Annotated in this window: 10 protein-coding genes; 7 read left to right on the top strand and 3 right to left on the bottom strand. The window is 33.6% G+C overall.

Translation table 11 applies throughout. The annotated features are described in order from the left end of the window. The first annotated feature begins 18 nt into the window (after window positions 1-18). The 3 genes from KO515_RS05325 to KO515_RS05315 all read left to right on the top strand — a co-directional run bounded on the left by KO515_RS05325 (window position 19) and on the right by KO515_RS05315 (window position 3,850). Complete coding sequence (locus tag KO515_RS05325; RefSeq protein ID WP_215935335.1) at window positions 19-210, top strand: hypothetical protein; 192 nt, start codon at window positions 19-21, stop codon at window positions 208-210. A gap of 3 nt (window positions 211-213) precedes the next feature. Then, the gene (locus KO515_RS05320; RefSeq protein WP_215935334.1) at window positions 214-1,503 is read left to right on the top strand and encodes a hemolysin family protein; all 1,290 of its coding nucleotides are present in this window, start codon (window positions 214-216) and stop codon (window positions 1,501-1,503) included. Window positions 1,504-1,702: 199 nt separating this feature from the next. Then, complete coding sequence (locus tag KO515_RS05315; protein WP_215935333.1) at window positions 1,703-3,850, top strand: peptidylprolyl isomerase; 2,148 nt, start codon at window positions 1,703-1,705, stop codon at window positions 3,848-3,850. 167 nt (window positions 3,851-4,017) lie between these two features. Here KO515_RS05315 and KO515_RS05310 read toward each other — a convergent pair whose 3' ends face one another. Further along, on the bottom strand, window positions 4,018-4,950 hold the full coding sequence (locus KO515_RS05310; RefSeq protein WP_215935332.1) for a GYDIA family GHMP kinase: 933 nt from the start codon (window positions 4,948-4,950) through the stop codon (window positions 4,018-4,020). 124 nt (window positions 4,951-5,074) lie between these two features. Beyond that, window positions 5,075-6,448: a hydroxymethylglutaryl-CoA reductase, degradative gene (locus KO515_RS05305; RefSeq protein WP_215935331.1), complete on the bottom strand. Its 1,374-nt coding sequence runs from the start codon at window positions 6,446-6,448 to the stop codon at window positions 5,075-5,077. Between the two features lie 184 nt (window positions 6,449-6,632). Between KO515_RS05305 and KO515_RS05300 the strand changes: the two genes are divergently transcribed. The 4 genes from KO515_RS05300 (at window position 6,633) to KO515_RS05285 (ending at window position 13,529) form a co-directional block, all read left to right on the top strand. Next, the gene (locus KO515_RS05300; protein ID WP_215935330.1) at window positions 6,633-8,819 is read left to right on the top strand and encodes a S9 family peptidase; all 2,187 of its coding nucleotides are present in this window, start codon (window positions 6,633-6,635) and stop codon (window positions 8,817-8,819) included. 64 nt (window positions 8,820-8,883) lie between these two features. Then, window positions 8,884-10,713, top strand: a complete 1,830-nt coding sequence (locus KO515_RS05295; RefSeq protein WP_215935329.1) for a peptide MFS transporter — start codon at window positions 8,884-8,886, stop codon at window positions 10,711-10,713. Between the two features lie 60 nt (window positions 10,714-10,773). Beyond that, a complete protein-coding gene (locus KO515_RS05290; RefSeq protein WP_215935328.1) occupies window positions 10,774-12,888 on the top strand; it encodes a peptide MFS transporter in 2,115 nt (704 codons plus the stop codon). An 86-nt stretch (window positions 12,889-12,974) separates the two neighbouring features. Continuing rightward, window positions 12,975-13,529: a thioredoxin family protein gene (locus KO515_RS05285; RefSeq protein WP_215935556.1), complete on the top strand. Its 555-nt coding sequence runs from the start codon at window positions 12,975-12,977 to the stop codon at window positions 13,527-13,529. Window positions 13,530-13,535: 6 nt separating this feature from the next. Here KO515_RS05285 and KO515_RS05280 read toward each other — a convergent pair whose 3' ends face one another. Beyond that, window positions 13,536-15,566 carry a ComEC/Rec2 family competence protein gene (locus tag KO515_RS05280; RefSeq protein ID WP_215935327.1) on the bottom strand — a complete coding sequence of 677 codons (2,031 nt, stop codon included), beginning with the start codon at window positions 15,564-15,566 and terminating at the stop codon, window positions 13,536-13,538. Between the last annotated feature and the right edge of the window lie 20 nt (window positions 15,567-15,586).

The raw sequence follows: 15,586 nt of genomic DNA, 5'->3' as shown, positions 1-15,586 counted from the left end.
AATTATATTACTTAACAGATGAAGATACAGAAGATTTTTCATTACGCTTATATTATTTTTGCAGTACTTTTTGTATACGATGCCATTACAAAATGGTCAGAGAATAGGAATGGTGCCTACATGTCATTAGTGTTTGCAGCCTTAGCCACTTTTATGTTTTTCTTCAGAAAACGGTTCAGTAAAAAATTTGAAGATCATAATAATAAGTAATTTATGACTTCTGATATAGTCATTATCGTTAGTACACTTATACTTTCAGCCTTTTTCTCTGGCATGGAAATCGCTTATGTCTCTTCCAATAAAATACATATTGAATTAGAGAAGAAGCAAGGAGATTTTTTAGGGAAAATTTTAAGCAAGCTTACAGACAAGCCTTCAAAATACATAGCAACCATGCTTATTGGAAACAATATAGCATTAGTAATCTATGGTTTTAAAATGGGTGATGTTTTGGTCCGTTGGTTCCAGTCTTTACTGCCTTTAGATAGCACCGCTTTATCGTATCTGCTTGTTGATTTGCAACTGTTAACGCAAACTGTAATTTCTACTTTAGTGATATTGATTACGGCAGAATTTTTACCTAAGGTGTTCTTTCAAATTTATGCCAATACATTATTAAAGGTGTTAGCATTTCCAACATATGTATTTTATGTGTTATTTTCTTGGATCTCAGATTTTGTAATTTGGATTTCAGATGCCGTCTTAAAACATATCTTTAGAGCAGAAGGAGAAGATATGGTTTTAGCAATGACTAAAGTTGAATTGGGGAATTATATTACGGAGCAAATGGAGTCGGTTGAAAATCATGATGAAGTAGATAGTGAAATTCAGATTTTTCAGAATGCTTTAGAATTTTCAGGAGTAAAAGCAAGAGAGGTTATGGTACCTCGTACTGAGATTACAGCTGTTGATATATCTGAATCTTTAGATAATTTACGACAACTTTTTATAGATTCAGGTCGTACTAAAATAATAGTTTATAAAGATAATATCGACGATATTTTAGGATACGTACACTCGTTTGAGTTGTTTAAAAAGCCAAAAGATATTAATTCCATTATATTACCAGTTGGTTTTGTTCCAGAAACAATTCTTGTTAACGACGTCCTTAATATTTTAATTAAAAAACGACGAAGTATGGCTGTCGTTATCGATGAATACGGTGGAACATCTGGAATTATGACTGTGGAAGATATCGTCGAAGAATTATTCGGAGAAATTGAAGATGAACATGATGTAATTGAGACAATAGAAGAACAGCTCAGTGATAATACGTATAGATTTACAGCACGATTAGAAGTCGATTATATTAATGAGACCTATAAGTTGAATCTTCCCGAAAGTGAAAATTATGAAACCTTGGGGGGGTTAATAGTCCACGCAACAGAAGGCATTCCACAAGAGAATGATGATGTGCAAATCGAAAATTTTAAGTTTACGATTAAAGAAGTGTCTTCTACAAAAATTGATGAAGTCATCCTAAAGGTACTTGATGCTGATTAGCGGTTTTTTTTAGTTTGAAAATTTAGAATGAGGGGCCTATTTTTAAACATTATGATGAAGCTCTTTACGTCGTTTTCAATGAAATTTTGAATAAAACTTACAACTCCTATAAAAACTACACTTCTCCTTTTATTATTTAAGAGAATATACTATTTTCGCAGACTTATTTACACCAAATTAAAGACATTACAAAAAGACTATGGCAGTTTTAAATAAAATTAGACAACGCTCACTGGTATTAATATTAGTAATTGCATTAGCGTTATTTTCATTCGTAATTGGAGATTTATTCAAGAATTCTGATGCCTTAACAGGTGGATCGCAAGATGTGATTGCAACTGTAAATGGTACAGATATTAACCGAATTGAGTTTCAGCAAAAAGTAAAAAATTACCAAGATAGAGCTGGTGGAGCACAAACATCTACGCAATCTATGAATGCAATTTACAATCAAGAGGTTCGTAAAATTGTATTACAATCAGAATTTGATGAATTAGGATTGTCTGTTGAAAAAGACGAAATGAGAGATTTATTGAAGACTAGCTTTTCTTCATACCCAGAATTTCAAGATGCCAATGGTAACTTTGATGTTAATCGTTTAAATGCCTTTATTGCGAACTTAAAAGAATTAAATGGTGAAACGGCTCCTTTAGGAAACTTCTTAGTAAACTATGAAAGTTGGACAAACAATGAGCAAACCATAGCGGCTAACGCTATTCAGCAAACGTATTATAATTTGATTAAAGCAGGTATAGGAACAACAATTTCTGAAGCTGAAGAAGATTATTTAGGTGATTCTAAAACAGTAGATATTAAATATGTGCAAGTACCTTATACAACTATTGCAGATAGTTTAGTTACTGTTTCTAAAAGCGAAATTACGGCTTACATGAAAAATCATGAAGACACGTATAAGACTGATGCTACAAGAGAGGTTGTTTATGTTGAATTTAAAGAGGAAGCTTCTAAATCTGATGAAGATCAAATAAAGGCTGATTTATTAGCTTTAAAATCTGATAGATCAGAGTATAACGATAACAGTAAGAATACAGAAATAATTCCAGGGTTTGATTCTGCTACTGACGTTGAAGAATTCGTGAATTCAAATTCAGCTATAAAATATAACGACACTTTTCTAAGAGCAGGTCAGTTGCCAGCTGTCGCAAAGGACACGTTAATGAAATTAGGTGTAGATAGTTATTATGGTCCTTATAAAGATGGTGAGTATTACAAGTTGTCTAAAGTTATTGCAACTAAGCAATTACCAGACTCAGTAAAAGTGCGTCATATATTAGTTCCTTTTGTAGGTGGGCAAAGAGCAGATGCTTCTGTAACCAAAACACCAGAAGAAGCAAAAGTTACTGCAGATAGCATTTTTGCACAAATAAAAGCGGGTACTAAATTTATGGATTTATTGGAATTATCTTCTGATAAAGTAAGTAATGAGCAAGATGGTGAAATTGAATTTGACTATTTAGCGGGAATGGCACCGGAATTTAAAGCGTATGCTTTTGATAATAAAGAAGGTGATATTGATGTGGTTCAAACATCTTTTGGATACCATATTATTGAAATATTAGAGCAAAAGAGTTTTAATAAAGCCATTAAAGTCGCTACAGTTGCTACCAAAATTGAACCATCTGAACAAACACTTCAAGATGTGTTTAACGTAATGTCTAAGTTTGAAATAGCAGCAAAAGATGGTGATTTTAATGCATTGGCTAAAGAGCGTGAATTAACAGTGAAGCCAATAACATTTAAAGCATTAGATGAAAATATCCCAGGACTTGGTAGTCAAAGAGAAGTGGTGCGTTGGGCTTTTGATGATGATACAGAAGCTGGAGACTACAAGAACTTTGCGATATCTAACTTCGGTTTTATAGTGGCTAAAGTTGTAGAGGTAAGAGAAGAAGGATTAATGAGTACTGAAGATGGTTCAATTACAGCATTACCAGAAATTAGAAAAGAAAAGAAAGCGAAGTTAATTCGTGAAAAAATTACAGGAACCACAGTTGCTGATGTTGCTAAAAATCAAGGGCAGAGTCCTAGAACTGCAGCAGCACTTACCATTAAAAACACAACCTTATCTGGTGCAGGTGTAGAGCCTAAAGTTGTAGGTGCAGCATTTGGATTAGCACAAGGCGCAACGTCTAAGCCAATTGATGGTGAAAAAGGTGTGTATGTTATAGAAGTTACTAAAATTAATGAAGCTACTAAGTTAGATAACTATGGAGCTATCGTTAACAGATTAAATGCTGAACGTAGAAACTCAGTGCAATCTAAAGTTTATACTGCCTTAGAAAATGGAGCAGAAATAGAAGATAATAGAGCTAAAACGGTTTACTAAAACCTAATAGTAATTAATTAGAATAATTGAAATGGCTTTGCAGAAATGTGAAGCCATTTTTTTATGCTGACCTTGTTTCGGCAACTTTACAGTAGGATAGAATCAAATAAGTTAAGCAAGGATATTATTGTTTTATGTGGTTAGGAAATTGGTATAGGTATCACTAATTAAGCCAAAACCATATCCACATAAGGAATAACAGTATCAAAACCTTTAGCTTTAAAATAAGACGTTGGGTTTAGTTCTGAAGTAACCAACACAAAATCTCCTCCCCAAGCACCAAGACTTTTTACGGTGCCTTCAAAATCTGAAAACAATCGTGTTTTTATCGGGTCTTGTTCAATTAGATTTGAAATCAAAGTTTCATGAGTGTCTATTAAACTTTCAAATTCTGAAAGTGAAGTACATGTAATAATGTCTTCAGTAATGGAGTTAATCTTTGCGATGCTATCTGAATCAATTTTGCCTAATCGTTTGTAAGCCGAAATCCCATCTCTACTATTTTGTTTCTGATTGAGATATACAAAATAGAGTTGGTGTTTAAATTCAGGTTTAAAATTAACAGATACTACTAACGGATTGGTCTCTGATTGTAATTGAAATGTAATTGGAGTGTTATTTTGAGCACAAGCAATATCATAACCAGAACCACCAAATGTTTTTTGAAGTAATTGGTACGCATCAACATTTGCCCAATTGGCTATATTATTAATTAGGGTAGATGACGTGCCCAAACCCCAATGACGATTAAAATCTTGATGCGTTGTAATATCATAACCTTGATTAGACCCTAAAAATTCAGGATTCAAGCTTCGAGTGGCCATTAAAATTTCTAATAACCGGTCTTTAATAGTATTCGGAGTCTCACTTTTTTTTCCCGTTGTGTCAAGCTCATTAAAAGAAATACAACATTCAAACCATATCTTACCTAATTCGTCATAACTCTGCCAATTAATATCATGGTCTGTATTCGTTTTAACCACTAAGCTTTGTCCATATTTAGTAGGAATAGCCAAAGCTTTGGCGCCATCTAAAACAGCATATTCTGCTGTGAGTAGTAGTTTTCCATTGCTTCGGTATGTTGTTGGCTGTGGGTTCAAAGTTTAGAGTTCAAAAATTAAGAAATTAAGTTAATGGGTTATTATGGCTTTGCGACTTTGTGTCTTTGCGAGATTTTACATCTGAGTAAGCATTGAGATTTAATTCTTGTTATTTGGAATGTCCTTATCTGCGAATTTCCTCTATCGCTTCAACAACCGCATTATGCGTAACCACATTCGTCTTAAAATGTTCTACAAGCGTTAGTTTTTCTTTATCTGTAGCTGCAAACTGATTTAAGATATTCATCAAATGCATTTTCATATGGCCTTCTTGAATTCCTGTGGTCGTTAAAGATTTTAAAGCCCCAAAATTCTGAGCTAATCCCGCAACAGCAACAATTTTCATTAATTCTTTTGCATTAGGTTTTTGAAGCATTTCTAATGAGAACTTTACTAAAGGATGTAAGTTAGTTAAGCCTCCAACGGTTCCTAAGGCTAGTGGAATTTCAATCCAAAATTTAAATATACCATTGGCTATTGAGCAGTGCGTTAAACTAGAGTATGAGCCGTCTTTTGCCGCGTATGCGTGTACACCAGCTTCAACCGCTCTAAAATCATTTCCTGTGGCTAAAACAACAGCATCAATGCCGTTCATAATACCTTTATTGTGTGTTACGGCTCTATAAGGTTCGATTTCAGCGATATTTACAGCTTGCTTAAATTTTTGAGCGAAATCTTCAGGATTAGGAATGTCTTTACTTTTTAAATCTTCAATAGCACATGAGACTTCCGCACGGACCAAACATTGTGGTACGTAATTAGAAAGAATACTCATTATAATAGAAATGTCCTTTTCTTCATTAGTAAAACCTGCAAATTGTAAAGCTTCATTTTTAAAAGTCGAAGCAAATTGCTCTAAACAGGTATTGATGAAATTAGCTCCCATCGCATCTAATGTTTCAAACGTGGCATGAAGCTGGTAATAATGAGGTAAATCCTCCGATTTGTTTCGTAATTCAATATCTAAAATACCACCTCCTCTGCGCTCCATACTTTTAGTTATGGATGCTGTGTCGCTAATTAGTTTTGGTTTTATATGGTTAAAAAACGCTTCAAGGTTATTGAAATCTCCTTTGTATATAAAATGAACCTGACCAATTTTTTCGGTAGATATGACTTCGGCTTTAAAACCTCCGCGATCTAACCAAAATTTAGCAGCTTTACTTGCTGCTGCAACCACAGAACTTTCTTCAATGGCCATTGGAATGGCATACGTGGTCTCATTAATTAGAAAATTTGGAGCAACACCTAACGGTAAATAGTAGTTAGTAATAGTGTTTTCAATAAACTCATCGTGTAACTTTTGAAGTTTATGGTCTGTGTTCCAATACCTTTGAACCAGGGTTCTAGCATTATCTTTATCTGTGAAGTACGTGTTTAAAAGCCACTCAATTTTTTCGGATTTAGTAAGCTTAGAAAAGCCAGAAATGGTGTTTGGCATGTTGATTTTTATTTTTGAAAAAACAAAGATACTAGGATTGGTATAAAATGTATACATTAATAGCTTGTAAATCCCGATTTCGTGTTAATAATAGCGGTTTTTTGCATAATTTTTAGTAAACTTGGCATTGCTTTATTTAAACATCAAACACGCTTGCCAAAATTTCCATATCTATAAGGATTGATGAATAGCAAACCGCATGTGACCTGTAGAAAGCAATGGATATAAACATATGAAATTTATGAAATTAAGACCTTTTGTGGCTGTGTTTGCCTTTTTGATCACCTCTTTAGTTTTCTGTCAGGAAAAGCAAATTACACTTCAAGACATATGGAGTGGTTCGTTCAGAACTGAAGGTATGCAGGCCTTACATTCAATGGCAAATGGTAAGCAATATTCAGTTTTAAATTTTGACAGACAAAATAGAACATCTACTATAGATATTTACGATTATAAAACTTTAGAAAAAGTAAAAACCTTAATCTCTTCTGCAGACATTGCTGAGATTCAAGGTTTTTTTGATTATTCATTTAGTGCGGATGAATCTCAAATAATTCTTACAACAAAATCACAACCTGTTTTTAGACGTTCTACTTTAGGTGAATATTACATTTATGATCTCACTACTAAAAAAGTAACGAAAGTATCCGATGACTTAGTTCAAGAACCAACATTATCTCCAGATGGCACTAAAGTGGCTTATGGTTTTGAGAATAACTTATACGTTAAGGATTTAAAATCTGGTAGCATTGAGCAGTTGACTTCAGATGGGAAAAAAAATAGCATCATAAATGGTATTACGGATTGGGTTTACGAAGAGGAATTTAGTTTTGTAAGAGCTTTTGATTGGAATGCCGATAGTAATCAAATTGCTTTTATACGGTTTGACGAATCTGATGTTCCAGAATTTTCAATGGATGTTTATGGGGCGGATTTATACCAAACGCAACATGTGTTTAAATACCCTAAAGCTGGTGAAGCCAATTCTAAAGTGTCGATACATTTATATGATTTAACGACAAATGAACTTTCAGAATTAGGGGTAAGTAAAACCTATGAGGATTTTTATATTCCAAGATTAGAATGGACGAATGATGCTAGCATATTGAGTGTGCAATTTATGAATCGTCATCAAAATGAATTGGATTTATGGTTTATTGACACCAATAAACCTGCTTCAAAATTAATTTTGTCTGAAAAAGATAAAGCATATATCGATGTTACTTTTAACTTAACTTTCTTAAAAGATGATAGTTTTATTTGGACGAGTGAGTTAGATGGTTATAATCATGTGTATCATTATTCAAAAGAAGGAAAGCTTATAAATCAAGTCACAAAAGGGAATTGGGAAGTGACTAATTATTATGGTTTCAATGAAAAAGCAAATACTATTTATTACCAATCTACGGAGAATGGTTCTATCAATAGAGATGTGTATGCTATACAGCTCAATGGAAAAAACAAAAAACGTTTAACGCAAAAGGATGGTACAAACAGTGCTTCTTTTAGTGCTGATTTTACATATTTTATAAACACGTTTTCAAGTGCAACAACTCCACAAGAATATACGCTGCACAATTCTAAATCAGGTCAACTGGTAAAATTGATTAAAGATAATGATGCTTTAACAAAACGGTTGGAATCTTACGTGATGTCTGAAAAAGAATTTAGTACGATATCGGTTAATGGTAATGATTTAAATATGTGGACCATTAAGCCTAAGGATTTTGATGCTAATCAGGTTTATCCTTTATTTATGTACCAATACTCTGGTCCAGGGTCGCAACAAGTGGCTAACCGTTGGAATAGCACAAATGATTATTGGTATCAAATGTTAGCGCAACAAGGGTTTATTGTGGTTTGTATAGATGGTAGAGGAACAGGATTTAAAGGAGCTGACTTTAAAAAAGTGACTCAAAATGAATTGGGGAAATATGAAGTTGAAGACCAAATTGAGGCAGCAAAGCAATTAGGCAAACTAAGTTATATTGACGCGGAAAGAATAGGAATTTGGGGTTGGAGTTATGGTGGCTTTATGAGTAGTAACGCACTACTTAAAGGTAATGACGTTTTTAAAATGGCCATAGCAGTAGCTCCTGTAACAAGTTGGAGATTTTACGATTCAATCTATACAGAACGTTATATGACGACTCCTCAAGAAAACCCAACCGGTTATGACGAAAATTCGCCAATAAATCATGTGGATAAATTAAAAGGAGACTATTTGTTAATTCACGGAACAGGTGATGACAATGTACATGTGCAGAATACCATGCGTATGGTAGAAGCGCTCATCCAAGCGGATAAACAATTTGAATGGATGATTTATCCTGATAAAAATCACGGAATTTACGGAGGAAATACAAGGTTGCATTTATATAAGAAGATGACGAATTTTATCCATAAAACACTGGGTGATAACATGTAAATGTCTAAAGCCTATAGCCTTTAATAATTTAAGATAAAACTAACTAACACTAACTCATAAGATTATGTCAACAACGATTAAACAAGCACACCAAAAAGAACTATTTGGACATCCAGTAGGTTTATTCATTCTGTTTTTTACTGAGATGTGGGAACGATTCTCATACTACGGAATGCGAGGTATTTTGGTGCTTTATATGGCAACTTCGGCAACAGCTATTGATCCAGGATTGGGGTGGTCTAACAAAGATGCCATTTGGTTGTACGGATGGTATACTATGTTAGTGTATGTGGCTTCAATTCCAGGTGGTTGGATCGCAGATAAATTTTTAGGTCAGAAGAAAACTGTAATGGTTGGAGGACTACTTTTATGTTTTGGTCATGGAATTCTAGCAATACCTCAGAGCTGGGCCTTTTTTACTGGTTTAGCTTTAATTATATTAGGTGTTGGTGGTCTTAAGCCAAACATTTCTACTATGGTTGGTGGTTTGTATAAAGAAGGAGATATTAGACGCGATAGTGGTTTTACAATTTTTTATATAGGTATTAATGTTGGTGCTTTCTTAGCAAGTATTACTGTTGGTTTAGTCGCTTATTATTACGGATGGCATTATGGATTTGGCTTAGCTGGTATTGGAATGTTACTCGGTCAAGCTGTATTTATGTGGGGACAAAAATTCTTAAAAGGTATTGGTGAATTTACAGGAGGCAGCCAGGCGACAGAAGCAGAGCGCTTAGCTTCAAAACGACCGTTGAGTAAAATTGAAAAAGATAGAGTGGTAGTTTTATTAATTTCATTCTTAATCGTCGTTGTGTTTTGGGGAGCTTTTGAGCAAGCAGGAGGATTAATGAACTTATATACGGATGCTAAAGTTGATAGAACTACTGGGTGGAGTTGGTTGGAGGAAATACCTGCAGCTGTTTTCCAATCTTTAAATGCAGGTTATATTATTATATTCGGAACGATTATAGGTGGTTTTTGGATTTGGTGGAAGAAAAGTGGAAGAGAATCTTCTTCATTATTCAAAATGGCAATCGGAACCATTATCATGGGGCTAGGATATGTCTTTATGATGTTCGCTTCTCAAGAAGCTAGTGCAGAAACGTTTGGGAAAGCAGCTATGATGTGGATTTTCTTAGCGTACTTATTCCATACAATAGGAGAATTATGTACGTCTCCTGTGTCTTTATCATTTATAACTAAGTTGGCTCCATTAAAATATGCCTCTATTATGATGGGGGTTTATTTTGCAGCTACAGGATTTGGAAACAAGTTAGCCGGTACTATTGGTGAGTCTTCTCAATTAGAGTCATTTACAGGTGAAATGATTGTGAACAAACAAGAGATATTACCATTCATTTCAAAAGAAACTTTCAAAATTAAAAATGAGAATAAAAAAGTTGTTGAAATAACGGATTATCCTATTAATGAAGATAAAAATTTCGTCATAAGGTCTACAGTCTATCCAGATAATGGGCAAGTCGTATTTAAAGATTTTGACACTGGAAAAGATTTGAATGCTTTATTTAAAATGTCGCAAGGCGAGGATTCAAATACAAATCAGTTATTAGAAGATTTAACAGAAAACAATGTTTCTGCATCTAATCCATATCATGCAAAGTTAGTATTTGAAAAAGATAAGGATAAAGCTCAAATAACAGAAAACAAGGGAGACGGAAAGGATTACGGTGTGTCTTTTGTGTTAGAGGAAGAGCAAAGTGAACAAGAATACGCTACCTTCATGTGGTTAACAATATTCACTGTTGCCTTTGGGTTATTACTGCTCTTATTCTTGAAGAAATTGAAGAAGTTAACACATGGTGCAGAAGATAATGAGCACGAAATTTTAGAAGCAGAAGAATTCGAGTTAGCAAATCCAGAACTTAACAATTAATTTACATAACCCTTTAAAGAATTCACGCTTAAGAATTCACCCTAACTAAACTAATTTTTTATGAATACAGACATTGAAAACCTGTTTAAAGACAAAGTTCTTGGTCATCCTGCCGGACTTTTTGTATTGTTTTTTACTGAAATGTGGGAGCGCTTCTCGTTTTACGGTATGCGTGTATTATTGGTGAATTTCTTAACTATGGCTGCTATTGGCTATAATCCAGGTTGGGAATGGACAGTAGAAAATGCAGGTGCACTTTTTGGAACTTATGCAATGTTATTGTATATCACACCAATTATTGGAGGTTGGCTTGCGGATAAATATACAGGGTATAGAGCTGCGGTTATTATTGGGTCTTTAATTATGACAGCAGGTCATGCGTCCATGGCTTTAGAAACTGAATTTTCACTGTATTTTGGATTGTTTCTCTTAGTAGTAGGTACAGGTTTCTTTAAACCAACTATGACTTCCATTATCTCGGATATGTATAAGAAAAACCCAGAAAAGAAAGATGGAGCTTACACCATCTACTATATGGGAGTAAATGCAGGAGCCTTTTTTGGAATGATGCTTTGTGGCTATTTAGCAGAGAAAGTGGGTTGGGCCTATGGATTTGGATTAGCAGGGATTTTCATGCTTTTAGGAACTATTCAATTTTGGTTAGCAGGTCCTTTATTTGGTAAAATTGGCGCGAAACCTTCTAAAGTTCATGAGGTAGAATTACCGCAAAATATAAATGAAGAAAGTGTAGAAATTGTAGAAGAAGATAAAGAAGAACGCCCTAATCCGTTTACGACTTTAGATAAGGTTTTAATAGTTATTTCATCTATAATTGGTCTTGGGTATGCAATTAATGATCCAATGTCTAAAATTGCAGGTGTAGATATGTTTTCTTTTTTACAAATAGGAGATTTTGAAGGACAATATACAGCCGTTCTTTTCGCTTTGGCTTTATTTTTAGTACTCGTTATTGGTAGGATCATGCGTTATACAAGAGTCGTAAGAGACCGAATGATCGCTTTTATAATATTTGCTTTCTTTACCGTGTTTTTCTGGATGTCTTTTGAACAAGGAGCATCTTCATTAGTGATTTTTGCTAGAGATAATGTAGACAGAATGTTAAGCGGAAGTGCGGCAACAATATTCAATATCGTAAATACCTTACTAACCGTTATTCCATTGATTATAATTTCTTACGTGTTATTTATTTTATGGAAGAAAACATTTAAGAAAATACCTGGTTCTAATATTGTGTTAGTGATTTGTTTCTTATTAATGTGGGGCATCGTAGGTTGGATGTTAAATAGAGACTATAATACGGTAGCTTATGATGTGGAATATTCAGCGATTGAAAAAGCGGATTTAGACGAGAATGGAAAACAAAAAGTAGATGAAGATGGAAAAATGAAATTTATCTACATTCCGGTCTCAGAGAACACTAAATCGGATCCAAGTCATAAAGTAGTAACACGAACAACAAAAATTGCAGAACCATTAACGTTTACTATTGGAGATAAATTAAATATTACACCTAAAAATAATGATGGATCAGAATTTGGTTTCCTAGACGACATACGATTAGAAACGACGAAGCAAAAAGGGGTAGAGCTTAATAGAGATAACGGTGTCGTTGCTGCAACAGTGACAAAAGTGAGAGACAAAGAAGTTGAAATTACAGTGTCTTGGTTTAGTATATTAAACTCTTTCTTTATAATTGTGTTCGCTTCCTTCTTTTCTAAATGGTGGGAAAGTAAATATAACCCAAGCGCAGCAACTAAATATGCTTTAGGCTTGTGTACAATGGGACTAGGTTTTGGTCTACTCGCCTTTGGTGCTTTTGGCCTTGTAGACGGAATAAAAGTAAGTATGGTTTGGCTAATTTTAGCTTATTTGTTCCATACACTTGGAGAACTTTGTTTATCCCCTGTTGGTCTTTCTTATGTAAGTAAATTGGTGCCAGGTCGAATGATTGCGTTAATGTTTGGAATGTGGTATTTAGCCATAGCAATCGGTAATAAGTTAGCCGCTGTTGTTGGTGGTCAAATTGAAAATATAACTAAAGAATATAGTTTATCTACGTTCTTCTTAATATTTACAATTGTGCCAGTTATAGCTGGGCTTATAATATTTGTTCTTAACCCTGTCCTTAAAAAATTAATGCACGGAGTTCGATAACAAAAACCGTTAAAAATATCTAAAATGCTCTTGTTTAGGAGCATTTTTTGTAAGTTCGGCTTATTGTTTGCTACAAATCGAATATGATGATAAAAAAAGTAACTTTAGGAATTCTAGCTGTTTTTGCATTTTCAATGACAGTCATAGCACAAGAAATTAATTGGGTAACTATGGACGAAGCTTTAGAACTTCAGAAAAAAGAACCTAAAAAAATATTTATGGATGTTTATACCAATTGGTGTGGACCATGTAAAATGTTAGATAAAAATACATTTCAAAATGCCGATGTAGCGGCCTATGTAAATGAACATTATTATGCTGTAAAATTTAATGCAGAAGGTAATGAAGAGATTACTTATAAGGATAATACGTTTGGAAATCCAAACTACGACGAAACAAAAGTAAATAGACGGAATAGTGTTCATGATTTTTCGAGATACTTACAAGTTAGAGCTTACCCAACTATGATATTTTTTGATGAAGAAGGTGGTGTAATCTCTCCAATTCAAGGGTATTTAAAACCGCAACAGTTAGAGTTGTATTTAAAGGTGTTCCATACGGATAAGTATAAGGAAATGACAACACAAGAACATTTCAATGAATATTACGAGTCTTTTGAACCGACTTTTAAAGAATCATAAATCTTATTATTTTATAATAAAAGCTCCCTTTTCATTAGTTTGATGGAAAGGGATTTTTTTATGCACACAGGTTTCCTTCCAGCGCTTTAAATAGGATTTGTAATTGCTCGCATCCGCAATAATGAGTTGTGGTTTTAAGCTATCAATAACCCGATTGAGGTTCAGCCTTGGAGAATTTCGCAATAAAATATAGTTGGGTTGTAAGGTTAAATTTTTATAAACCGCTAGGCTGTCAATAACTAAGAGCGTATTGTTTTTATACTGATAAACAGATGCAAGGCTATCAGTGTCAAGATCTATAATAGCTTCTCCGATTTTATAATTTTGAATGGCATAATCAGAGTTGAGTTTGGCAGAATCTAAATTGTGAGCTACCGTTAATTTTTGATTGTCTTTAAATCCAATCATGGAATACCTGCTCTTATTGAATATGATAAATTCATGACTTTGAGCCTTATATTTATTATAAAAAGTGACACTTTGAAGGCTGATTATAGCGATTAAGCTCATTGCTAGCCATCTAAAATTTCGAAATTTATAAGTTTGTACTAATGTAGCGATTATCAAATAAGATGTAATAACTTGAAATATTGTAAACGGAATATCTCTTAACAGGAAGCTTTCAAATTGAGCGACCCAAGCAATAAATCCATTTAAGGTATCAATAATAAAACTATATGTATCAACAATGGGTTTCAGCAAAAAGTCAATTAAAGCTAAGGCAATAACTAACATTCCAAAACCTAGAATTAATCCTAAAAATGGAATGACGACAAGATTCGAAATAAAAAACAAGCCAGGAAATTGATGGAAATAATATAAGCTAATTGGTGCAACTCCAACTTGCGCAGCCAGTGTTACTGTGAAAATTTGCCAAGGTTGATCTATGATCCAATATTTGGGCTGCCAAAGTTTATAAATCATAGGTTGAATACTCACAATACTCAAAACAGCCAAGTAACTCATCTGAAATCCAACAGCAAATAAAAAGGTCGGTTTAAATAGTAATATCAAAAAAGCAGAAATCACCAATGTATTATAAATATTCGTTCGTCTTTTAAGGTGCATGGCAATTGTAATAACACTAAACATCGTCACTGCTCGTGTTACTGAAGGCCTTAAACCTGCAATGACGGCGAAGCTCCATAAGATGGATACTAAAATGAAGGGTTTAATGACATGGCCATATTTAAGATAGAGTAGAGGTTTGAAAAGAAAGTTGAGAATTATTAAAATAATACCAACATGTAATCCTGAAACTGCTAAAATGTGAATGGTGCCAGAGTTCACATAATTATTATATACGGTCTTATCAATAGTCTGTCGTTGACCAAGTAAGAGCGCATTCATAATACTTAATGCATCATCTTTAAAACCTGCTTCAATAAGTTTTGCATTTATTTTAGTCCGTAAGGCATCAGCATAACCATAAATTGTAGATTTAGAGTCTGACAGCTGTAAAATAGTACTCAAATTAAGATATAACTGATGATAGATTTGTTGGAGTTCCAAATACTTACTATAATCGAATTGATGAGGGTTCAATGGTTTTTGAATTAAATTCAATTCGGCTGAAGTAAAGAGAATATCATCAACATGATACTGTTTAGGAATACTATCACGCTTAATGTTAATCAATAAATGCCCTATGGCATCTTGTTTATTAAATGATTTTAAGCTTACAATATATTTGTCATTATAAGCATCAGGCTTTAAACGCTCTTTTATTTTGAAAATGATCGTATTGGTATTTTCGGAAGCTTTTAAATTCGTATAATGGTCTGGTCTTAATTTTTCATTTTGAATGGTATAGGAAGTCATACCAACCGCTATCATGCATAAATAAGCTAAGATGCCAAAAAAGGGAGAGCGATTAATTTTAGATTTCAGAATTAACCAATACAAGCCCAATAAAATCACTAAGGCAATAGTTACATAAAGTATGCTGTAAAAATCTAGCTTTATGTAATGAGCCAAAAGAATACCTGTAACCAAAAAAATGGTCAGTTTAATAATGGTGAAATTTAGTAACTTCATGATTTTGAGTTACTAAGATA

It is taken from the genome of Winogradskyella psychrotolerans (assembly GCF_018860545.1).
GTDB lineage: Bacteria > Bacteroidota > Bacteroidia > Flavobacteriales > Flavobacteriaceae > Winogradskyella > Winogradskyella psychrotolerans_A.
Note: the sequence above shows the minus strand (reverse complement) of the source record. Positions and strands in the feature narration are given on the sequence as shown.

Excerpts from the sequence above, each read along its gene's own strand:
- KO515_RS05305 (WP_215935331.1), bottom strand. The coding sequence starts at position 6,448 with ATGTATACATTTTATACCAATCCTAGTATCTTTGTTTTTTCAAAAATA.
- KO515_RS05285 (WP_215935556.1), top strand. The coding sequence starts at position 12,975 with ATGATAAAAAAAGTAACTTTAGGAATTCTAGCTGTTTTTGCATTTTCA.
- KO515_RS05295 (WP_215935329.1), top strand. The coding sequence starts at position 8,884 with ATGTCAACAACGATTAAACAAGCACACCAAAAAGAACTATTTGGACAT.
- KO515_RS05320 (WP_215935334.1), top strand. The coding sequence starts at position 214 with ATGACTTCTGATATAGTCATTATCGTTAGTACACTTATACTTTCAGCC.
- KO515_RS05315 (WP_215935333.1), top strand. The coding sequence starts at position 1,703 with ATGGCAGTTTTAAATAAAATTAGACAACGCTCACTGGTATTAATATTA.
- KO515_RS05325 (WP_215935335.1), top strand. The coding sequence starts at position 19 with ATGAAGATACAGAAGATTTTTCATTACGCTTATATTATTTTTGCAGTA.
- KO515_RS05280 (WP_215935327.1), bottom strand. The coding sequence starts at position 15,566 with ATGAAGTTACTAAATTTCACCATTATTAAACTGACCATTTTTTTGGTT.
- KO515_RS05300 (WP_215935330.1), top strand. The coding sequence starts at position 6,633 with ATGAAATTAAGACCTTTTGTGGCTGTGTTTGCCTTTTTGATCACCTCT.
- KO515_RS05290 (WP_215935328.1), top strand. The coding sequence starts at position 10,774 with ATGAATACAGACATTGAAAACCTGTTTAAAGACAAAGTTCTTGGTCAT.